Raw genomic sequence first — 21,040 nt, 5'->3', positions numbered from 1 at the left:
GGATATGATGCAAGAGTCAGTTATTTATCAGGATATTTTACTCAAGGGAGAACAAAAAGAAGCCCTGCGTTTTTTACAGCGTCAATTAAATCGGCGATTTGGAGAAATAGATGCATCAATAATTGAGCGTCTGAGGGTTTTATCTACCGAACAGTTAGAAGTATTAGGAGAGGAGTTTTTAGATTTTGCCGATGTATCTGATTTAGTTGCTTGGCTTGAACAGAATATCGATAAATAAAGTAGCTTGGAGTAACACTAACTTGAGTGCGATCGCTTTGGAAGTGTGAAAAGTTTTGGCTCGTAGACACTTAATCTTTGATTTTGTAGAATAGGCTGCCCTAATTGCTATTTTCTACTTGTTTAATCGGAAGTCTAATATCGATTTGAGTTCCCTGGTTAGCAATAGAAGTACATGTAATAGAACCACCGTGCTGCTCAACGATAATTTGATGGCTAATAGACAAACCCAAACCAGTTCCTTCTCCAACAGTCTTAGTAGTAAAAAAGGGCTGGAAAATGCTCTGGCAAATCTCTTCGCTCATACCACAACCATTATCAGCAATTAAGATAGTGATTTGATTGTCTTGAGTGTGAAATGTACTAATCCAAATAGTTGGTTTTTCATCTATAGTTTGACTGAAAATAACTGTCTTTTTAATCAAGGCATCAATAGCATTATTAATTACATTTAGGAATACCTGATTTAAAAATCGAGGATTACAAAAAATAAGAGGAACTTTCCCATACTCTCTAATTACTGAAATAGGTTTATTATTACTATCATCACCGTACAGTCGATGCTGCAAAATTACAAGAGTGCTATCAATACCCTGGTGAATATCCGCTTTTTTATAGTTAGCTTCATTCAAACGCGAAAAATTTGAGAGCGATTCTACAATGTCACTAATACGACTTGTGCCAACCTGCATCGAGTTTAGCAAGTTTGGTAAGTCTTTCTGGATAAACGTTAGATCGCTGTTAGCCAGAGCTTCGACAATTTTAACATCTGGATTTGGATATGCAGCGGCATAAGTTGCTAGAAGGTTTAGTAAATCATCAGTATATTGATAAAGATATTTTAAATTACCATGAATAAAACTGACTGGATTATTAATTTCGTGAGCAACTCCAGCAACCATTTTCCCCAACGCCAGCATAGTTTCGCGTTGAATTAGTTGCATTTGAGATTGCTGAGTTTCTTGTAATTTAAACAACGCTGATTCGGCATCTTCTTTGGCTATGCGGTATTGATCTTGTATTAGAAGCAGGTGTTGTAATGTTTGATAGTAGATAGTAACGCTAAATAAAACGAATAATGCTCCGAAAAAGAAAACCATACCAGTGAGCATTGGTATCCATTCAATTAACCTCGAAGTTATTAAATATATGCATAATATATAACCGCCGAGAAAAAAAATCATGAGTGAAAACATGATTTGCCAACTTAGTCTATCTGATTTATTATTGAATAATTTGAGAATTTTTTGGGTATTTAAAATGGACAATCCCATTATCAAAGCTCCAAGAATAATCAAAGTGACAATTAAAGGCAGAATAATGGGATGATTTAACATAGTGTTGAGCCAAAATAGACGTAAAAAACTATAAGATAGTCATAAATTTCTACTATAATCTACGCCTAGTTATAGGAGCTATAGTCAAAAACATTTAAACTCAGAATCAGCTTTTTACTAGTACTACTTTGTCTGTGCTGCATGAAGTAAGCGGACATAACTTCCATCTTGCTGCCACAATTCCTCGTGGGTACCACGCTGCACGATTTTACCTTGCTCCAACACAATAATTTCATCGCAGTGGCGAATTGTGCTGAGGCGATGGGCTACTACAATGCAGGAACAACCACGCTGTTGTAAATTGCGATTAATAATCAACTCCGTTTCTGCATCCAGAGCGCTGGTTGCCTCATCCAGTACCAATATTGCTGGATTTCTCACCAGGGCGCGGGCAATTTCTAAACGCTGGCGTTGCCCACCGCTAATATTCATGCCACCCTCAATCAACTCAAAGTCATACTTTCCAGGCATAGATGCGATCGCATCATGAATAGCTGCATCCTGGCAAGCCTGCACCAAATCAGCTTCTGGCACAGTAAAATCCCAGAGAGTGATGTTTTCTCGCACAGTGCCGGCAAATAAAAAGATATCCTGTTCCACCATTGCCAAATAGCTTGCAAGAACCGAGCGTTTAATCTGCGATCGCACTATACCATCAAAGCAGATTTCCCCATCCCACGGCTGATAAAGACCGCAAATCAATTTGGCAATTGTAGACTTACCTGAACCACTTCCCCCTACAAGTGCGATTCGTTGCCCTGGCTTTACAACTAAGCTGAAATTCTCAATTAATGGAGGTTGTACCCGGCTGTAGCCAAAGGTGACATTTCGTAACTCAACATGTCCCGTTGGGTATGGGGCATGGGGCATGGGGCATGGGGTATGGTCAAGACTTGCAATAAATTCCTCTCTGCTCCTCTCCTCCCCAGCCTCCCCTGCCTCCCCAGCTCCCCCTGCCTCCCCAGCTCCCTGTCTCTCTTCCACTTCCGAATCAATGGGATTTTGCAATACGTCGTCAAGGCGGTTTAAGTCAGCTTCCAAATCTTGTAAGGTACTGCCGAAATTGACGAGGCTATTAACTGGTTCTAAAAAGCTTTGCGTTAAACTTTGGTAGGCAACCAGCATCCCAATACTCAGATTTCCATTCATTACCCGTAAACCACCAACTAGTAAAATAAAAGCCGTGGTTAGGGCAGTTAAAATCGTTGGTAATGTAGTGAGAATTTGAGTTTGTAAACCTAATTTCTGTTTAGTGTTGAGTGCTTTGGCATAATAACCGACAAACTGAGCAAATAAATCGGACTCTAGCCCAGAAGCTTTAACGGTTTCTATGGTTTGAATGCCACTCACCGCCACCCCAGAAACCTTACCATGTTCCTGAGCTAGCCGCATATTGGCATCAACACGAGTTTGCGATAAAAGTATTAGAGCAATAATATTAATAGCAGCAAAACCAACTGCGATCGCACTCAGCAATACATCATACTGAATCATAATCAGCAGGTAAAACACCATCATTACTGCATCAATTAATGTAGTTGCCAAACGCCCTGAAAGTATCTCTGCAACCTTGCCATTAATTTGCACTCGACTACTGATTTCCCCAGCAAAGCGTTGAGCATAAAACCCAACGGGTAATCGCAAAATATGCCAAAGAAACTGTCCTGACATACTGACTGATAACTTCACCATCAGTCGCCGCAGATAAGTCAGCCGCAGTCTCGCTAGGAATGCCCTTAATAAGGCAGTCATCGCCATTCCCAACAGCAAAGGTCGCAGCCATTGTTGACGGTCTTGAATTAAAATTTCATCAACGAATACCTGAGCAAAAGCTGGTACTGCTAATCGAGGCAGCGTCAGCAATAACCCTGCCAGCAGACAAAACAAAATAGTACCCCATGAGTTTTGTAAGCGGGTAGTTAAGGCTGAGACAAGATGATTTTTTTTCCCTCCTTTGAGAAAGTCTGCTCCTGGTTCCATCACCAGTACAACGCCAGTGTATGCGCGGTCAAATTCTTCCCAGGTAACTGTTCTTTGACCAGCAGCGGGATCATTAAGATAAACGCGTTTTTTGTTGTATCCTTCCACTACAAGGAAGTGGTTAAAATTCCAAAAGACAATACAGGGAGGCTGAAGATTTATTACTTGTTCTAGGGACTGTTTTAAACCTTTGGCAGTTAGTCCATAGGTTTTCGCCGCTTTGAGGATATTAAAAGCTTTACTTCCATCCCGCGAGACACCGCAATCTTCGCGCAATTTAGCCAAAGGCACAACTCGACCATAATAGCTCAGAATAATTCCTAAAGCAGCCGCACCACATTCAACTGCTTCCATTTGCAAAAGTCTGGGAGTATGGACACGTTTCGGTTTAATGGGCATGGGGCATCCCTTCGGCTTCGCTCAGGGCAAGTGGGCATAGGGCATGGGGTATGGGGCATGGGACACGGGGCATGGCATGGGGCATGGGGATTAGAACTTAAACGTTGAAGTTTCAAGAGCGAACGTTGGACTTTCAAGGGTTAACGTTGAAGTTTCAAGGGTTAACGTTGAAGTTTCAAGGGTTAACGTTGAAGTTTCAAGGGTTAACGTTGAAGTTTCAAGGGTTAACGTTGAAGTTTCAAGGGTTAACGTTGGACTTTCAAGGGTTAACGTTGAAGTTTCAAGGGTTAACGTTGGACTTTCAAGGGTTAACGTTGGACTTCTGAAAGTAAACCCTCAGATTTTAACCTCCCATGCCCAATGCCCTATGCCCACTTGCCCTGAGCGAAGCCGAAGGGATGCCCAATGCCCAATGCCCATTTAATAAATCCCAGTCCAAGAACGAAGCATAGGAATAATATAAGAAATCGGTGCTGTTTCGCCAACTTTGACTTGAACTGATGTTGTTGTGCCAGAAGATATTTTTAGAGATGAACCATCAGAAGATGACCATTTGTAGCCACTAACTGAAGTGGGGTTTTCTTGTAGTTTGACAAAAGCTTGCACCCGTCCTTCACCTTTACCTGCAAAACTGGCGGCTATTTCTCCATTACCAACGATCGCTGTAATATCTTTTGTAGTTACAGGGAAGGGAGAAATATTTGTAATGACTCCGACAATTCCACCTTCGCGCTCCCGCTTGGCAAAACTAGGAGTGACTTGTACAGGCATCCCAGGCTTGATTTGCTTACCATCTTTGTTTGCAAAATAGACCAAGCTGACAAGTTTAGAATTTGGTTCTTCCGCTTCGATTGACCCCAGGCGACTACCCGGATTCATCATTTGTCCAGGGACAGCACTCAATTCGAGAATGTGACCGTTATATTTACTAATTATTCTACTTTCTTGAGATAGTTGCAGTTCTAATTGGGCAATCCGCCGCTTGACTTCTTGAATTTGATTTATTTTGGCGATCGCTTGCTTTAAATTTTGTTCGCGTAGTTTAGTATTTTGAGTATTAATATCTTTAATTTTGGTTTTAATTTCGTCTATTTTGTTGAGATTTTCTAGATATTCTCGTTGTGTAGTGGTTTGTTGAATTTCCAGATCCTTGAGTTGCACATCAATATCTGAAAGTTCACTTTGAGTATTAAAATATTCCTGTTCAGCTTGCACCAGCATATCTTGACTAATAACATGTTCCTCAAAGAGGCGACGACGGTTATTAACCCGTGCTTGTAAAGCTTGTAGTAAGTAGTTAATTTGTTGCTTACGGGAATTGATGCTTTGACGTTTTTGGGCGATCGCTCTTTGGGTTTGATCGCGTAACTTTGGCGCATCTTGTTCTCGGCGGAGATTATTTTCTAAATCCAGTTTTTGCTGCCCAAGGGTCATGATTTGTTGGTCAATTAGCAGCTTTTGGAGTCTGTCAGTTTCTTGATTTTGGGTTTGTAGTTGCTGTAATTTGACTTGTTCTTGCTGCAACTGCTGCTTCAGCGCTGATTGGTCGATAATACCTAAAATATCACCTTGTTTAATAACATCCCCCGCCTTGACCTTGAGAGTTAGTAATGGGCCAGAACTGGGTGCTTGAAATTCCACAACATGATGCGGTTTAATCAATATACCTTGACCTGAGACAGTGAGGGGGATTCTACCAAACACACTCCACAAACCAGCCACAGCAACCACAAAACTTAAAGTAGATAGGGTTAACCAAGCTTGAGGTTTAACAACTTGTATTGCTTGATCCAGTTGTTCTGGTGAAGATAAGCGATCTAGCGCTTCTGGGCGGAAAATGTGGCTATGTTTGAGTTGCATTGTTCTCCTCTTTGCTGATGGCGCTTAGGATCTAGACTTTCAAGATTAAAGTGCGATCGGGGAGAACTAGGGGAGAAACAAGGGAAGCGATCGCTTTTACTGCTTCATCACCAATACCTTGCTTCTCTACCCAAAGGCTGCACCAACGCTGGTAAAAATTCCTAATCAAAATTTTATTGTTCAGTTACTTCTGCTTCTACCTTATTTTTAGCTAGAAATATTGCCCTATCTTTTAAGATGTTGGCAAATTTGTAAATCTCGTCTAAAGAGTTAATTGGCGTTTTAACTTCTTTATTATTTATATCCAGAAAACCAATATATTTTTTCTCCGAATTAAGCCATAAACGACAAATAGTTTTGCTAGCTTTCCCGTCAATGTTAACTCCGAAATAATTTTTTGTATCTCTATACTGAATACGAGGTAATTCGATAACATCACGCAACACGGATTTAATAATGTAAAAGCTTTCCATCTCATCTGCTGTAGTTATAATAGTATCAATAACTTCAGTGTTGATATTGATTGTGACTTTAGCAGGGTCTGGTACGTCTGTTTTTGTTGTATCAGAAATATCAATATCCATAGCAGATCTTATCTTTTCATTAATTCGCTCGTTAATATAATCTTTAAGACAACCTTTGAAAATTTCAGTAAATTTTTCTACCACTGATACAACCATGTGTCCTTTGTACACCTGAGCAGCAAAAAGCTTAACAAAATCAGGAGAAGGATTTGTAAACTGTTCTGAGATTAATCGGTTAATTTCCTTTTTATATAAAAGCTGTCTTGCACAACTAGCCATTTCATCAGGGTTAAATACTTCCCTAGAGAACTTTTTAAGTTCATTTATTGACGATTCATTGAAATCTAATACATTAAACTCAAAAAAAGGTTTTTCATCCATAATGTGAGTTTTTTCTGTATCCGTATAGAACCAATAATGGATTCCATTAGTCAACACGGCAAATCTTGCTTGTGTTGCACTAAAATACTTGAATAATTGTGAGGAATTTTTGGGATGTGCTAAATCATTTTTATGAAATTTACATTCTATTAAAATTGATGGGACTCCATTTATTAAAATGGCATAATCAACTTTTTCACCTTTTAAGCCTGGTGTAGCAGCTATATATTCAGGACAGACTTCAGTTGTATCAAAAATCTTATATCCTAAAGCTTGAATTAAAGGTAAAACGAAAGCAGCTTTTGCAGCTTGTTCTGTCTGTACCGAGTCTTTTAATTTTTCAATATGCTGGGCAACATCTTTAACCGCATCAATAAAATCCATAGTTTTTTATCTCATACTTGTATTGGGTTTTACCAATATGGCACAGGTGATTAATTTTGCCCAATTTATGGAAATAAATACTGCTGTACTTAGAAATGTCCCAATCCTTCGCTCCAAATACCAATCCCTATCGCTATACCCTTACGCTACCGCTAAGATTGCAATTGACCAAAAGCCCTATTGCATTACCGCTTGCTTCATTCTGTTAATGGTCTTTTAAGGTACTCCTTGTTTGTCGAGAGATCCCCAGGCCCAGAATCCACGCAGCCAACTAAGTCTCCTGCTGCTTCTAAAGCAGACATTGGCGTGCCATTATGATACCTAAATTTTACTGTTGACGATTTCAATTGCAGAAATTCTACAAAATCAAGTACTTGCTGCTGTTGTTCCTTTGATAAGGTAAGAACCTTTTGGGCAATAATTTGCTCTAGACCAATTGCTTTCGTCACCAGTCTTTCCTCCAGTCTCATCACTTCAAGTCTAAATCCAACTGCCTCAGTCACACAGAAACCAGCAGAACGTTAAAATTTTGAGATGACTAGTTTTTGGGTCTTTATCAGCAGCCAACACCTTGAGAAGGCTAGTTCTGACCCTATTAGTTTAGCTAATAGGGTGTAGTCAAAAGCGGTTTTTGAGTACGAACAACAAGCTCACTCCCACAACAGTACTGAAGGCAAATCATCGGTAGCTAGCCGTAGCAACTCGTAGCCAATGCCGGCTGTACCCCGGAATAAGCTGGGGTGAAATACTGAACTGGGCAAGTTAACGAACATTTGATACGCTCCGGTTCGTTTGGCTTTAGCTACAACGTTGGTAGCATTCTGGAGAGCAATTTCACGCCAATCAGAGCGAGAATAGTGTTGTGCGCCGACTAACAGAGTTTCTATTCGACCCAAATTACCACAACACAGGTGATCGCTGGCTTCTAATCCATAGTTCTGGGTAGTTTGCAGGGCAATTTCAATCTCGCGTTCAACTCCGGGAATTTCTCCAAGTCTGACGCAACCTAAACGCCCTAACCCAATTCCGGCTGCACCGTGACACCACACAACCGCAAAGCTTGGTGGCTGGTTGGGTTCTAGGCTACGAAAATCAGGCCAGTTGGCATGAAATTCACTAAAGACGCTGCGCTCATATTCGATGCCTTCTAGTGCTGCTTGATAATAAGCTTGATTTTGTGTGACAGCGTAGAGTTGCAGCAAAGCATAAGCGATTCCGGCGGCTCCGTGGGAGAATCCAGTTAAGGGCTTTTCGCTTACGGTTTGCCAAGCTTTGGGAGCATTCTCGTAGCTAATTCGATGCTTGAGTAAATGATCTCCACAGGCGATCGCTTTCTCTAAAACTGTGGCATTCCCGGTTACTCTATAAAGGGATAACAGTCCCAGAATAGCTCCCGCAGATCCACTCATAATATCCAGCTTTTTATCGGCAGCAATCAACTCTGGTGTCATCCACTCGGCTAATGCTTGAGCATCTGGCAATAGTGTCTCATCTTTGAGGAACTGGCTGACTTTCACCAAGCCATAAATTATCGAACCCAAACCTGCTGCGCCACCGATACCCATGAGCCGAGCCATGATTTGCCGAGATTCTAAGTTCAGGGTTTGAATTTGCCGACGTAGTGGTTGTAATGCCTTTAGTGCCAAATCAGAGGAATGTGAATCTTTAGTTACCTGACTAAGTGCGGCGAGAAACAAGGCAACTCCGCAGCGTCCATCATAAAGACTGTTGCCCAAAACTTGCAATCGAAATCGCTCGGCTTCATGGACATAACCTAAGCCGATCCAGTTAACACTGCCATCGGGATCTGGTATTGCTGTTGTTTCCAAATCTGTAGCGATCGCACTGGCTTCGGCAATTAATTCTGCTGCACTCAGCAATGGTAATGATTCGGCGTTCCATTGCGGACTTCCTTGGTTGGGAGTTTGGGCTACTTTAGCATGAAATGAGCCTTGAATAATCGCCGTTTGGCGGGCTAAGTCAGTTTCATCCATTGCTTGCAACTGGTTCGAGACGTGCTGATAACTCGGTTGCTTAAAGTATTGGGGAATAGATAAATCGCTGCTCACCTGAAGTCGGTCGCTAGCAGCATTCGCGGTAAAAAATGGAATATCTAATTGTTCCATTGCTCGCAGTTCTGCACTTAAAATCGGCAAAGCATTTGGTTTGTCTTGAGCAACTAAAAAGGCACGACTGAGGCGATCCAACTCAATGCTATAGTCTACGCTGTGTTTGAGGTAATCGGGTGATAAAGTTTTTTGGATGATGGCACTATAAATGCGAGTGTTGCGGAAAACAAAGCGGACTTGCTGATTCTGCATTGCAGTTAAAGGACTTCCAGGAACCAGTAATATGTCCTTATGCATCATCAAAAAGCGATACATCACCTCGAAGCCATTAGTAATTTGTGCTTGATAATCACTGGCAGATAAAGCAATTTCACCCAAGCGCGGTACATTTTTCCCCACGGACATGGTGACAGATTCAGAGTGCAGACACATATCGTCAGTGTTGATGTGCTGCCATTTGGGTATTTTATGAGGAGTTTTTTGAGAATCTGTACTACCCAATCCGCTAACATCATAGGCTATGCGGCGATCGCTACTAAAGTCCCAACGCGGTAACAGCCCGGTACGTAAAACAGATTCCCAGAATTGCTGTTCTGCTGCTGTCTCAAAATCTGGGGCATTCGGTGAATCTTCAATCAAATTGGCTTCATGGTGTAGCAATGTTTCCATATCCACTAACACCAAATGTTCGCCACTGGCAATTAAATTTTCGTGGTGGCAATCTGTTCCCCGCAAAGCGTAAAGCACACACAACAACATCCCAGCTCGCTGATAAAAACGTTCTACAGCAGCTTCATCACTACAGGGTTGATGTGTAATGTATTCTACCCAACCATAATTATCTCGGTTTAATACTTGGATAACTTTGAAATCTAAAAGCTGGCTATGTTGATTGCACCAATTCAAAAATTGGTTAAAAGCAACTTCTAGCCCTAAATCTTTCGGCTTATAAACGAGTTTGAGTCCAGATTCAAAGGTCAATAAAATAACTGTTCGTCCGCGCTTGTGGGGGTCAGAAAGGGAAGTCTGAATTTCTGCAACTTTGCCCAAGTTATCAACTGTTGAACTAAAAGTTTGCTGAATATCTACTTTATCTTTAGCTAAACGTTGGATAAATTCACTCGCCGACTCTACCCAAAAATTAACCGCCGTTGCTACTAAACGACCGAGAACTGAATATTTATTAAAAAAAGTCAACAATCCATCTTTTAGAAGTTGATTGACAAATTTATTATAGTAAGTTTTATTATTGCTATTTTCTGTTGCTACTCCTAGCAAGTTAAGCAGATTTTCACCAAATGGGCGAACTTGAGAAAATTCAAAATTTAGTGTCTTGGTACAAATTCCTGTTAATCGTTGTAGCAAACTACGCTCTAATTCTCGATAAGCAGCTTTTGAAAGCACTGATAGAGGTAAGCTTTTTTCAGTCAGTTGTCTAGAACCAAGCCGAGTTAAAAGTTGCTGTCTGGCAACTGCGATCGCAGGCAGTAAAATATCTTCAAAGGGAATGGGATTTTCTGGATTGATTGGTAAATCTATTTCCTGTGTCGGCACAAATTCCCTGGCCGTTTGGGTGATTTGCCGCAAAGTTTCTGCCCATATTGGCAATGCTGCTTGCGGATTCCAGTCAATACTTCCCAAGTGAGGACGAATGCTATCAAGGTCTAAGTTTTCCCACTGCAAGCGTTTATTTAAAGTATTCCAGTCGCCTAAAATGTGATACCAGCGATCAAGCCGACGCTGAATTTCTTTTTCATTAATCGAATCGATATCAATAACAAATCTTTCTGTATCGAGGCGTTCCCAAAGAAAACTGGCGTTGGCAACAATAGTTGTGAAACTTGGGATACTTGATTTGAGGATGACTGGATTTTTCATAATACTGGCTTACAGGGGAGCAGGGAAGTAGAGGGGTAAGAGTTAGCCTCTTCCCCTTTTCATAGATTCAATGCAGAATATTGTTGGCTAAGTGTTGAAATATCAACATTCACCATTTCCTTTTGGACAATCAGTACAACATGACTTGTGGCCGTGACCAGTGTCAGCCATCATGCCTCCACTAACGCTGAGTAATTCTTCTTCGCTCAGTTCATTGGCATCCACAAATGTTAATTCTGCCAGCATTTGAGAGATAGCTTCAACTGTGAAGTTATAACCTTTTTCGGCACTAGCGATCGCTAATACTTTAATTGCTTCTGCTTCGTTAGCCGCTGCTGCTAATTTTTGTTGTAGTTGAATGTTTTGCAGCAGTTCTTTGATTTGGTGTAACATGATTGTTTTCTCCTTTCAATTTACTTAAAAAAATGGCAGACTTTTTGTTTGTTTTACGCGGTGTTCTCTGCGTTTACAAATATAAATTTAGAGAGAAATCAGGAAGAAATATGGGATATAATCGCAATTGGAAAAAATTGTTGTTTGACCCCTGATACCCTTATCCTTTTCTTCTCTCTTTTACAGTCAGGTTCAATGAAAAATATTTTTAGCTAAGTGCAGAAATATCAACATTGACCATTTCCCTTGGGACAATCGGTACAACATGACATGTGACCATGACCAGTATCAGCCATCATGCCGCCACTAACACTTAGTAATTCTTCTTCACTCAATTCATTGGCATCCATAAAAGTTAACTCTGCCAGCATTTGGGAGATAGCTTCAACTGTGAAGTTATAACCTTTCTCTGCACTAGCGATCGCTAACACTTTAATCGCTTCTGCTTGGTTAGTTGCTGCTTTGATTTGCTGTTGTAATTGTACGTTTTCTAGTAATTCTTTAATTTGGTGTAGCATAGTTTTTTCTTTGTTTTTGTTGACTTTATTAATCAGGCAGAGGTTGTGCGCTGGTTTGGGGCGGTGTTCTCTGCTTTTCTGATTTAAATTTAGAGAGAAATAGGGGAGAAATAGGGGAGATAGTTGCAAATTGCAGAGAATTTTTGCAGCATGGATTCATTGGGGTATTATGATGCTGATATCAGTATTAATGCTGTAACATTTAAAGTAAATATGTAGTTTTGCTGTAGTTAGACATCCGAAGAATCAACTAAAGATACAATCGCTTATACCAAATAGTTCTATCTATCCAGGAGATATTAAGGAGTTGGTGATGAGCGCTAAACAATTGGGGCAGGTAGAGCAATTGCAAGCTACCCTGACCAAGATGGAAGTAACATTAGGTGCGATCGCTGATGCTGTAGTCTGGGTAGGAAAAGACCGATACATCCAATGGTGCAATCCTAGCTTTGAGCATTTGGTGAATCAACCCCATAATACTGTCTGTGGCGCGAAGTTACCTGACTTGCTACCTCTAACACAAGCAGGACAACCAGTTGCTTTGGTAGCTTATCCTGATGTGCAGATACACAGTGGACAGTATCAAACAACAGAATATGAGTTGCAACTAAAAGACAGTTCTTTGGTATTGCAAATCTCTGGAAGTTTTGCCAGACTTACCGATGATAATTGTGCCGTACTGATTATTCGGGATATAACGCAGGTTCAGCAGACTCAAGCATCTTTGCAAGAAAACGAAGAACGGTTGCGGACACTTATTAATGCTACACCTGATTTTATTTGTTTAAAGGACGGCTCAGGCAGATGGTTAGAGTCGAACCAAGCGAACCTGGAATTTTTAGAACTCCAAAACATAGATTATAAAGGCAAAACCGACTTAGAATTGGCGCAGTTCAGTAACCACTATCACGATGCCTTGCTCAATTGCCACAAAACAGATGAGCAATCTTGGCAACAAGGATGTGTTCATCGGGTAGAGGAGGTTGTTACTCGACCTGATGGTACAGTGTTCATTGCAGACATGCTCAAAGTTCCTCTGTTTCACCAAGATGGCAGACGTAAGAGTCTGGTAATTCTAGGTAGGGATATTAGCCATCATAAACAAACCCAATTAGCTTTAGAAAATTCTCTATCTTTATTAAGTGCTATTTTTGAATCGATTCAAGACGGTATTTTAGTAGTCGATAGCTTCAGTAATATCACTAGTTACAATCAAAAATTCTTAGAAATGTGGTCAATTCCACCAGAACTTTTGACAGAACCAGATCATCCCAAGCGGTTGGCGTATTTGGCAAATCAATTAAAAGATCCAGATGTTTTTTTGCAACGAGTCCGAGAATTATACACACAGCCAGAGCTAGTTAGTAATGATTTATTGGAACTGCAAGATGGTAGAGTATTTGAGCGATACTCCTGTCCTCAACGCATTGGCGAACAGATTATTGGCAGAGTATGGAGTTTCCGCGACGTTACTCAACGGCAAAGAGCAGAAGAAGCACTAAAACAAAGTGAGCTACAATACCGCAGTATTTTTGAAGCGATTAATGATGGACTATTTATTACTGAAATAGAAACTGAAACTGTCGCCGAAGTTAATCCGGCTGCTTGTCAGATGCACGGTTACACCTACGAAGAATTTATCACTTTGCATCCATCTGTTTATATTCACCCAGATTCACATACTGTTTTCCATGAATTTATTGAAAAAACACGAGTGGGTGAGCAATTTTATGGGCAAGCTGTTGATATCTGCAAAGATGGTACTTTAATCGATGTGGAAGTCAAAGGAACGACTTGTATTTATAATGGCAAGCGACACGTTTTGGCAATAGTGCGGGATATTACTGATCGCAAGCGCACCGAAGAAGCATTACGCCAAAGCGAAGTCCAATATCGGGATTTGGTGAAAACAGCCAACTGCATCATTTTACGCTGGGACAGTAATGGTAACATCATATTTCTAAATGACTATGGTCAAAGGCTATTTGGTTTCGATTCAGATGAAATTATCGGACGTAATGTCATGGGTACAATTGTTCCCGAAACTGAAACTTCTGGGCGCGACTTACAGACATTAATGGTGGATATTTGTCAGCACCCAGAAAATTATATATTTAATGAAAATGAGAACTTGTGTAAGAATGGCGATCGCGTTTGGATTGTTTGGGCGAATAAACCCATTTTAGATGCCCAAGGCAACTTAATCGAAATTCTTTCTGTCGGCACTGATGCCACAGAACGCAAACGCGCCCAAGCAGCCCTCCAAGAAAGTGAGTTAAAATTCCGTACCATTGTCGAAAATGCCAATGACTTGATATTTGTGCTGTCGCCAGAGGGAATTTTTACTTATCACTCGCCGAATGTGACGGCAATTATGGGTTACAACTTGGAAGAAATTGAAGGTCATTCGGTAGTAGAGTTTACCAAACCTGAAGATTTAGCAACTAGCGCCGCCGCCTTACAAAGAGCAGTGACAGGCGAAAAGCTGACTGATATTGAAGTGCGATTGCGACACAAAAACGGTAGCTGGCGATGGTTCAACTTTAATACTTCCACAATCAATACTTATAGTGGCGAAATTGCGATCGCAGGTGTAGGACGCGACATCACAGAACGCAAGCAAGCAGAAGAAGCCTTGCGTCGTAGTGAAATGAAATACCGCAACATCTTTGAAAATTCTCAAGTGGGGATTTTTCGTACCCGCCCTGGGGATGGATTAATTCTCGATGCTAATGATCGCGGTGCAAATATTTTGGGTTTTGCCTGTGCTTCTGACTTAATTGGCAAGCGTTCTATCACTGATTTGTATATCGATCCCAACGAACGGGCGCTGATTTTAAAACAGATAGCAGAGTATGGCGAAGTATGTAATTTTGAAATAGCGATGCATCGTCTTGATGGTTCTGTAGTTTGGCTTTTGTTGTCACTGCGCCTCAATTCGGAAGAATCTTGTCTCGATTGCGTATTTACAGATATTAGCGATCGCAAACAGCAAGAGCAGGCTTTACGCTTAATTGTTGAGGGAACGGCAGCCAAAACAGGTGACGAATTTTTCAATTCCTGTGTTCGTTACTTGGCTGAGGTATTGCAAGTTCAATATGCCTTAGTTACTGAGTTAGATTATGAACTCAAAACTAAAGTCCGCACATTAGCGTTTTGGTCTTGTGGAGTTATTAGCGAGAACTTGGAATATGAATTACAGGGAACTCCTTGCGAACATACCTTGCAAGGCAATATGTGTCACTACCCTCAAGAAGTGCAAGCTGTTTTTCCCCAAGATGGAGATTTAGTGAGGATGAATGCCGAAAGTTTTTTTGGTGTTCCTCTTACCAGTTCATCCGGCGAAATCATCGGCCACCTTGCAGTGATCGATGTCAAACCAATGCAGCCCGATCCCGGACGGGAACTAATTGTCAAAATTTTTGCTGCCCGTGCTGGTGCTGAATTGGAACGCAAACAAGCAGAAGCCGCCCTACAGCAAAGCGAGTTAAAGTTTCGCACTATCGTTGAAAAAGTTAATGATGTAATGTTTATTATTAATGCCGATGGAATATTTACTTATATTTCTCCTAATATTTTAAATACTATCGGATTTGCCCCCAGCGAAATAGAAGGCAATCCCTTCGCATCCTTTACCCATCCCGAAGATGTACCAAAATGTATGAATGTCGCCCAAACTGTTTTAGCAACAGGTGAAGGAATTTCGGATAGTGAGTTTCGTGGCAGACATCGGAATGGGGGCTGGGTTTGGCAAACTGCGAACATAGTACGCACCCAAGATGCCCAAGGTAACTTTCAGATTGTGGGTGTAGCGCGTGATATTAGCGATCGCAAACGAGCAGAAGTAGCCCTGCAACGTCGTACTCAAGCAGAAAGTTTAATTAGTAGTATTTCTCGGCAATTTATTGACCAAGATTTAGAAACAGCAATTAATTTTACACTCCAGGCGATCGCTGAGTTTATTAATGCCGAACACAGTTGCATTTTTGAATGTTCCAACGATCAAAGAGAATTTTACCTGATTCATGAATGGTGTGGCGAAGATGTTGCACCATTGATAGATATTGCCAGAGGTTCGCCCGTGGAAGCTTTCCCCTATTTCTACGAGCCAATTCTCCGTGGTAGACATCGTCAAATCTCTCGTGTAGAAGAACTATCGCCTCATCTACCTGAGCGAAAATTGTTTGAAAGTATGTCGTTTCAATCTTTACTAGCTGTGCCGATGCTTCATGCCGGCAGAGTTGTGGGGTTTGTTGGTGCAGCGATGATTCATTATACGAAAACCTGGAACCAAGAAGATATTAATTTATTGAAACTCGTAGGTGAAATAATAGCGATCGGTCGGGCTAGACATCAAGCCGAAGAAGCCCTGAGAATTGCCAAAGAAGCCGCCGAAACTGCCAACCGAGCCAAAAGTGCTTTCCTCGCTAACATGAGTCACGAACTTCGTACCCCTTTAAATGCGATTCTCGGTTTTTCTCAATTAATGGAGCGAGACACTAGCCTTAACTCCAACCAGCGCGAATCATTAGCTACCATTAATCGCAGTGGAGAACACTTGCTCAACTTGATTAACGATGTCTTGGAAATGTCCAAAATCGAAGCCGGACAAATCATTTTCAATCCAGAAGACTTCGACCTTCATCTACTATTGCAAACATTACAAGAAATGTTCCAAGTGCGGACACAAGCCAAGCAATTATGCCTCCAATTTGAAATGTCCCCCAATCTTCCACGTTACATTCACACAGATGAAGGTAAACTTCGCCAAGTTTTAATCAATCTTTTAGGCAACGCCGTTAAGTTTACCCAGACAGGCAAAGTAACGCTGCGAGTGAGATTAGGGAATCAGGAGCAGGAGAGAACAATTCCCGATGCCCAACACCCGATGCCCCAATCTCTCATCTTTGAAGTTGAAGACACTGGACGGGGAATAGCATTAGCAGAAATGGACAATTTGTTTCAACCTTTTGTACAAACAACAAGTGGTATCCAAACCAAGGAGGGTACTGGACTAGGATTAACTATTAGCCGACAATTTGTACGGTTGCTAGGTGGCGACATTTATATTATCAGTACTGTTGGGAAAGGCTCTACTTTTAGCTTTGATATTCAAGTGAATTTAGCCGCAGCCTTTAAAGCTACACCCAAATTGAGTAAGGGACGCGTAATCGAGTTGGCAGCAAACCAACCTGCTTACCGTATTCTGGTGGTAGATGATCGCAAAGAAAACCGAGATTTAGTTGTGCAGCTTTTAAGTAGTATTGGTTTTGAGCTTAAAACTGCTAATAATGGGCAAGAGGCGATCGCAATTTGGCAAACTTGGCAACCCCACCTCATTTGGATGGATATGCGGATGCCTATAATCAATGGCTATGATGCAACTAAAGAAATTAGAGCTAGAGAAAAAAATACAGATATAAACTTCCGCACTGTAATTATTGCTTTAACTGCCAGTGCTTTTGAAGAACAACAAGCAAGTATCTTAGCCGCAGGCTGTGACGACTTAGTTCGTAAGCCATTTCGGGAGCAGGTGATTTTTGAAAAGATCGCTGAACATTTGCAGGTAGATTATATCTATGCAGAAGAAACCAGTGAAAATGCTACAGAAAAAAAGCCGGATAATGTTCAATCTTCTATATTGGATCTTCACTGTGCAATTCAAGTTATGCCTGCTCAATGGATAGCAGAATTAAATCAGGCCGCCATTGAAGTCGATGGTGAGCGCATTTGCCAACTAATTGAGCAAATCGATCTCACTCAGTCTTACTTAGCAGCAGAATTAACAAATTTAGTCCGTAACTTTTGCTTCGATGAAATTATCGAGTTAACTGATTCGTAATTCTTTATTAATCATTGTCCACATTTTGTCACTCTCGGAAAACAATAATCGAAGCAAGACTCTAAAACTTTAGTTTAATCAAGCTTTGATCTGTTCTTTGCTAACAGCAACTAAAATTTATAGCCAAAACCTAAAAATTAAAGCTCTCATATAGTAATCCGGTTTTATTCCCAAATTTATTTGTGTAGGTAGGGAACAGGAAACAGGAAACAGGGAACAGTTAAGAAGGGATAGATATGTACTGAATCGTGTTCAAAAATCAAATAGGAGTCCTATATCATGTCCACGTAATTAGTTATAATTCCCGCATCTATGCAAAAAGCATGAAACCCTGTTTCCCCCTGCTTTTTGCCCTCGGTCACTGATACCGTTTCTTTGTGAAGCTGCGCCCAACTCTCTTAAACTCTTAATCTTGGCGTACTTTGCGTACTTTGCGGTAGCCTACGGCAAGCTCTTCGGTCTACGTTTTTGATTTCTTATACTAAGCCTGAGATAATTGGGCGCATCTTCATACAGAATTGGTATGAGCGTAGCCGAAGTGCTGCCCCCTGCGGTCTTAATGACAAGTATTTAACCGGACACGATATCAGAGGTTTCCAGCGATTGAGGTCTCCTCAAGTGACAGAAAATGATTGCAGATCAAACAGTTGCTAACGCGGGTTCTGCCAAAAAGTACTTCAGATTTTCTTGCTGAGTGGTAAAGTTCAAATACCGTGTTGTCATTTCTGGTGTTAGAAATTCAATCATTAATCTATTTTCTACCCAAAACTCAATTACATCAAAGAAAGAATCGCGGTTACAGCGGATTACGCGCCAGCCTTCACGCACACCGATTTGTTCAATTTCATTCTGGCTAACGGATACAGAAATAGCTGCATGAATATCTGTAAACCTCGAAATAGTAGCAGTATGTACAAATACGCATTGTTCATCACCTTCACCAGGTTCTATTTGAGAACCTAAAGGATAAAGTTCAATAGCTGTACCGTGTTCATCGAAAGGTATAACTATGTAACTACCTGGGTTAGGAGGAAAAGGAACAGCTTGTGCTTTTAAAATTTCCGCCAAAACTTGGGCAACATGATTGGGGTTTTTAACAGCAATGGAAATATGGTGAATCATGGAATAACCTCAATTTAGTGATGTTTGATGATGCTTAATTACTTATTAGTTATTAACTTTTGGCAATACTACTGGGGTCGCCCATAATGAGCTTTACCTTGCCCATCAGTAGTTTCAAGTAGTAGAACTTGCTGCCCGTACTCATTTGTCTCAATTGACCACTGGTAAGCCTCAGGTTTTGCTGTGTTACGGCTAGAGTAGGTGCGTCCGCTATTGCAGATTTGCCCTTTAGATGTGCTGTCGTTGGGTTGGAAAGTCAAAAGCCCAGCCTCAACCTTAACTTTGCCTGTTTCTTCTATGAACAAGTTAGACGCACAGTTGTAAGTGGTAATTTGAATTAACCTCCTGCGCTGATAGTTACCGTTAGCAGCAAGTTGAAATTGATCGCTAGAACCGTTCGGGGCTGCTGGCTGTCCTGTGTAGCTGTCTTGGTATTGGATGGACGAGATTCGACCATACCGCCACTCGCCTTGAAGTTCGGTAGGCACTCCAGCGTCATTTTTGCCAGCCTGACTGGCATTTGGGTAAAAAATAAGGCTGGCACTGAGGCTAAAGCTAAGGGCACTAGCAGCGAAGAGACGAACAGCTTTTGGCATAGAATTAAGTTGCTGATTTTTTATTGATTTCATCATGACTGGATGACTGTTGTAGAAATAGATTTATTGAAGAGACAAGAAGCAGAATTTTGTCCAATTTATTCCATAAACTGCAATCTATGCTTATTCAAAATAGGCTGTATTCCTTCCATATTTAATACTGGACTATCAGCTACTTCACCCATTTCTTCATAGAAATGTTTCGCTCCCTGGGGGGCAACTAAAATTAAAAATTTAGTAGTAGCAGAACGTACTTTGAAGCCGTGTGGTGCATTGTGAGGAATATTAACGAAACAGCCTGATGATGCCAAAATTGTTTCTGTACCAATTTGAATGTCTATTTCTCCTTCTAGAATATAGAATGCTTCTTCCCAAGGATGAGTATGCAATGGTGGGCCATTTTCTTGTGTATCTGTAATTTCATAAACTGTCCAAGCTCCATTTGTATCTTCCCCGGTTGCTTTGGTTGTAAAATGTGCGCCAAGAATTGAAAATTGCTTACCTTCTCCTGGTTTGAGAACAATTGGTTTACGCATGGTTAAAGTTTGCATAGTTGTTACTCCTTGTTGGGGAATTTAGTTATGAGCTACAAACTTGATTTGATGGTTATCAGATTAGGGATGAATCGGGGAGAAATGGGGGAGATAACCAAAAAATTGCTATGTTTTTTGTAACTGATTATTAAGAATCCCCAGTAACTAACTAACTGGCTTGTCGGTGGCTGCGGGACGCTGTATAAAGTAACCGAGTACAGCCGCAGCCACACCACCAATAGTCCCCGCCACTGGTTGACTAATCACACTAGAACCGCCCAACAAAGCAGAACCGCCAGCAATCAACCCTAAAATTGTGGTAATCCTATCTAAAGTTTTTTGACTCATGTCCCTTCTCGCTTAATAAAACTTGTAGTTTTAGCTAGAAAATCTTGTATGTCTTTTTGGATACTGTGAAGTCTTCCGAATTTATGATCTATTTTTTCATTTAGTCCATTAATTCGATACAACACCATTTCTTTATCACCATTGCATTCAGATATATGTAACAGTAAGCGATTATCAACAGCTGTAATACGTTCGTGTATTTTACTTTCTAGCCGCGTTATTCTCACTACTACAGCAATTACTCCAGAAATTAAGATTGCAAATTCTAGAGCATCTTTTAAAGTAATTTGCATTCTATTTGGACTCAATCTAAAATCCGACTGATAGATATAAGAGTTTTACCTAAAAACTGATAAGGGAAGAACTCTAACTGAAATCTTCCTTCTTGCGGGAAATTAACTTGATAGTTTTTAGTCAAGTTAATGACTTGAGAACTAGCGACTAACTTACGTGGATAATCAATTAAAATTTGATCTAACTTGCCAGCAGAAGTATAGTTTTTAGTCAACTTTGATTTTGACTCAACCGTAATAACCAAACTGGCATCATTATCAAATAAGTAAGGAATGATTACAGAATTAATCTTTTTCAAGTCCCATCTGTATTCATTCCTAAAAACTAATTGAGTTTCAAACATTT

General features: G+C 40.7%; 17 protein-coding genes. 2 read left to right on the top strand and 15 right to left on the bottom strand.

The window, feature by feature from the left end:
- Positions 1-4: 4 nt before the first annotated feature.
- Positions 5-238, top strand: a complete 234-nt coding sequence (locus QI031_RS16295; protein WP_425525972.1) for a DUF4351 domain-containing protein — start codon at positions 5-7, stop codon at positions 236-238.
- Positions 239-338: 100 nt separating this feature from the next.
- Here QI031_RS16295 and QI031_RS16290 read toward each other — a convergent pair whose 3' ends face one another.
- From QI031_RS16290 to QI031_RS16250, 9 genes are all read right to left on the bottom strand, one after another.
- On the bottom strand, positions 339-1,574 hold the full coding sequence (locus QI031_RS16290; RefSeq protein ID WP_281480712.1) for a sensor histidine kinase: 1,236 nt from the start codon (positions 1,572-1,574) through the stop codon (positions 339-341).
- 123 nt (positions 1,575-1,697) lie between these two features.
- Positions 1,698-3,953 carry an NHLP family bacteriocin export ABC transporter peptidase/permease/ATPase subunit gene (locus QI031_RS16285; protein ID WP_281480711.1) on the bottom strand — a complete coding sequence of 752 codons (2,256 nt, stop codon included), beginning with the start codon at positions 3,951-3,953 and terminating at the stop codon, positions 1,698-1,700.
- 420 nt (positions 3,954-4,373) lie between these two features.
- Complete coding sequence (locus QI031_RS16280; RefSeq protein WP_281480710.1) at positions 4,374-5,813, bottom strand: NHLP bacteriocin system secretion protein; 1,440 nt, start codon at positions 5,811-5,813, stop codon at positions 4,374-4,376.
- Positions 5,814-5,844: 31 nt separating this feature from the next.
- Complete coding sequence (locus QI031_RS16275) at positions 5,845-5,982, bottom strand: hypothetical protein (RefSeq protein WP_281480709.1); 138 nt, start codon at positions 5,980-5,982, stop codon at positions 5,845-5,847.
- A 4-nt stretch (positions 5,983-5,986) separates the two neighbouring features.
- Positions 5,987-7,102, bottom strand: a complete 1,116-nt coding sequence (locus QI031_RS16270) for a type I restriction endonuclease (protein ID WP_281480708.1) — start codon at positions 7,100-7,102, stop codon at positions 5,987-5,989.
- A 197-nt stretch (positions 7,103-7,299) separates the two neighbouring features.
- Complete coding sequence (locus QI031_RS16265) at positions 7,300-7,551, bottom strand: hypothetical protein (RefSeq protein ID WP_281480707.1); 252 nt, start codon at positions 7,549-7,551, stop codon at positions 7,300-7,302.
- Positions 7,552-7,752: 201 nt separating this feature from the next.
- Positions 7,753-11,049: a type 2 lanthipeptide synthetase LanM family protein gene (locus QI031_RS16260; RefSeq protein WP_281480706.1), complete on the bottom strand. Its 3,297-nt coding sequence runs from the start codon at positions 11,047-11,049 to the stop codon at positions 7,753-7,755.
- Positions 11,050-11,151: 102 nt separating this feature from the next.
- The gene (locus QI031_RS16255; RefSeq protein ID WP_281480705.1) at positions 11,152-11,442 is read right to left on the bottom strand and encodes a Nif11-like leader peptide family natural product precursor; all 291 of its coding nucleotides are present in this window, start codon (positions 11,440-11,442) and stop codon (positions 11,152-11,154) included.
- Positions 11,443-11,669: 227 nt separating this feature from the next.
- On the bottom strand, positions 11,670-11,960 hold the full coding sequence (locus QI031_RS16250) for a Nif11-like leader peptide family RiPP precursor (protein WP_281480704.1): 291 nt from the start codon (positions 11,958-11,960) through the stop codon (positions 11,670-11,672).
- Between the two features lie 313 nt (positions 11,961-12,273).
- On the opposite strand from QI031_RS16250, the gene QI031_RS16245 reads away from it, so the two are divergent.
- On the top strand, positions 12,274-17,802 hold the full coding sequence (locus tag QI031_RS16245) for a PAS domain S-box protein (RefSeq protein WP_281480703.1): 5,529 nt from the start codon (positions 12,274-12,276) through the stop codon (positions 17,800-17,802).
- Between the two features lie 639 nt (positions 17,803-18,441).
- Here the strand turns inward: QI031_RS16245 and QI031_RS16240 are convergent.
- The 6 genes from QI031_RS16240 to QI031_RS16215 all read right to left on the bottom strand — a co-directional run bounded on the left by QI031_RS16240 (position 18,442) and on the right by QI031_RS16215 (position 21,038).
- Positions 18,442-18,924: a hypothetical protein gene (locus QI031_RS16240; RefSeq protein ID WP_281480702.1), complete on the bottom strand. Its 483-nt coding sequence runs from the start codon at positions 18,922-18,924 to the stop codon at positions 18,442-18,444.
- Positions 18,925-18,992: 68 nt separating this feature from the next.
- The gene (locus QI031_RS16235; protein ID WP_281480701.1) at positions 18,993-19,556 is read right to left on the bottom strand and encodes a hypothetical protein; all 564 of its coding nucleotides are present in this window, start codon (positions 19,554-19,556) and stop codon (positions 18,993-18,995) included.
- 62 nt (positions 19,557-19,618) lie between these two features.
- A complete protein-coding gene (locus tag QI031_RS16230) occupies positions 19,619-20,071 on the bottom strand; it encodes a cupin domain-containing protein (RefSeq protein ID WP_281480700.1) in 453 nt (150 codons plus the stop codon).
- A gap of 147 nt (positions 20,072-20,218) precedes the next feature.
- Positions 20,219-20,401: a hypothetical protein gene (locus tag QI031_RS16225; RefSeq protein WP_281480699.1), complete on the bottom strand. Its 183-nt coding sequence runs from the start codon at positions 20,399-20,401 to the stop codon at positions 20,219-20,221.
- Positions 20,398-20,694 (bottom strand): hypothetical protein, encoded by a 297-nt coding sequence (locus QI031_RS16220; protein WP_281480698.1) that lies wholly within the window; start codon positions 20,692-20,694, stop codon positions 20,398-20,400. The genes QI031_RS16225 and QI031_RS16220 overlap by 4 nt, the downstream gene beginning before the upstream one ends.
- An 11-nt stretch (positions 20,695-20,705) precedes the next feature.
- A complete protein-coding gene (locus tag QI031_RS16215) occupies positions 20,706-21,038 on the bottom strand; it encodes a hypothetical protein (protein ID WP_281480697.1) in 333 nt (110 codons plus the stop codon).
- Positions 21,039-21,040 lie beyond the last annotated feature (2 nt).

This window comes from Halotia branconii CENA392, from assembly GCF_029953635.1.
Lineage (GTDB): Bacteria > Cyanobacteriota > Cyanobacteriia > Cyanobacteriales > Nostocaceae > Halotia > Halotia branconii.
This window is presented reverse-complemented; position numbering and strand designations above follow the sequence as displayed.

Coding starts and splice junctions, on each gene's coding strand:
- QI031_RS16295 (WP_425525972.1), top strand. CDS start 5: ATGATGCAAGAGTCAGTTATTTATCAGGATATTTTACTCAAGGGAGAA.
- QI031_RS16290 (WP_281480712.1), bottom strand. CDS start 1,574: ATGTTAAATCATCCCATTATTCTGCCTTTAATTGTCACTTTGATTATT.
- QI031_RS16285 (WP_281480711.1), bottom strand. CDS start 3,953: ATGCCCATTAAACCGAAACGTGTCCATACTCCCAGACTTTTGCAAATG.
- QI031_RS16280 (WP_281480710.1), bottom strand. CDS start 5,813: ATGCAACTCAAACATAGCCACATTTTCCGCCCAGAAGCGCTAGATCGC.
- QI031_RS16270 (WP_281480708.1), bottom strand. CDS start 7,102: ATGGATTTTATTGATGCGGTTAAAGATGTTGCCCAGCATATTGAAAAA.
- QI031_RS16260 (WP_281480706.1), bottom strand. CDS start 11,049: ATGAAAAATCCAGTCATCCTCAAATCAAGTATCCCAAGTTTCACAACT.
- QI031_RS16255 (WP_281480705.1), bottom strand. CDS start 11,442: ATGTTACACCAAATCAAAGAACTGCTGCAAAACATTCAACTACAACAA.
- QI031_RS16250 (WP_281480704.1), bottom strand. CDS start 11,960: ATGCTACACCAAATTAAAGAATTACTAGAAAACGTACAATTACAACAG.
- QI031_RS16245 (WP_281480703.1), top strand. CDS start 12,274: ATGAGCGCTAAACAATTGGGGCAGGTAGAGCAATTGCAAGCTACCCTG.
- QI031_RS16240 (WP_281480702.1), bottom strand. CDS start 18,924: ATGATTCACCATATTTCCATTGCTGTTAAAAACCCCAATCATGTTGCC.
- QI031_RS16235 (WP_281480701.1), bottom strand. CDS start 19,556: ATGATGAAATCAATAAAAAATCAGCAACTTAATTCTATGCCAAAAGCT.
- QI031_RS16230 (WP_281480700.1), bottom strand. CDS start 20,071: ATGCAAACTTTAACCATGCGTAAACCAATTGTTCTCAAACCAGGAGAA.
- QI031_RS16225 (WP_281480699.1), bottom strand. CDS start 20,401: ATGAGTCAAAAAACTTTAGATAGGATTACCACAATTTTAGGGTTGATT.
- QI031_RS16220 (WP_281480698.1), bottom strand. CDS start 20,694: ATGCAAATTACTTTAAAAGATGCTCTAGAATTTGCAATCTTAATTTCT.
- QI031_RS16215 (WP_281480697.1), bottom strand. CDS start 21,038: ATGTTTGAAACTCAATTAGTTTTTAGGAATGAATACAGATGGGACTTG.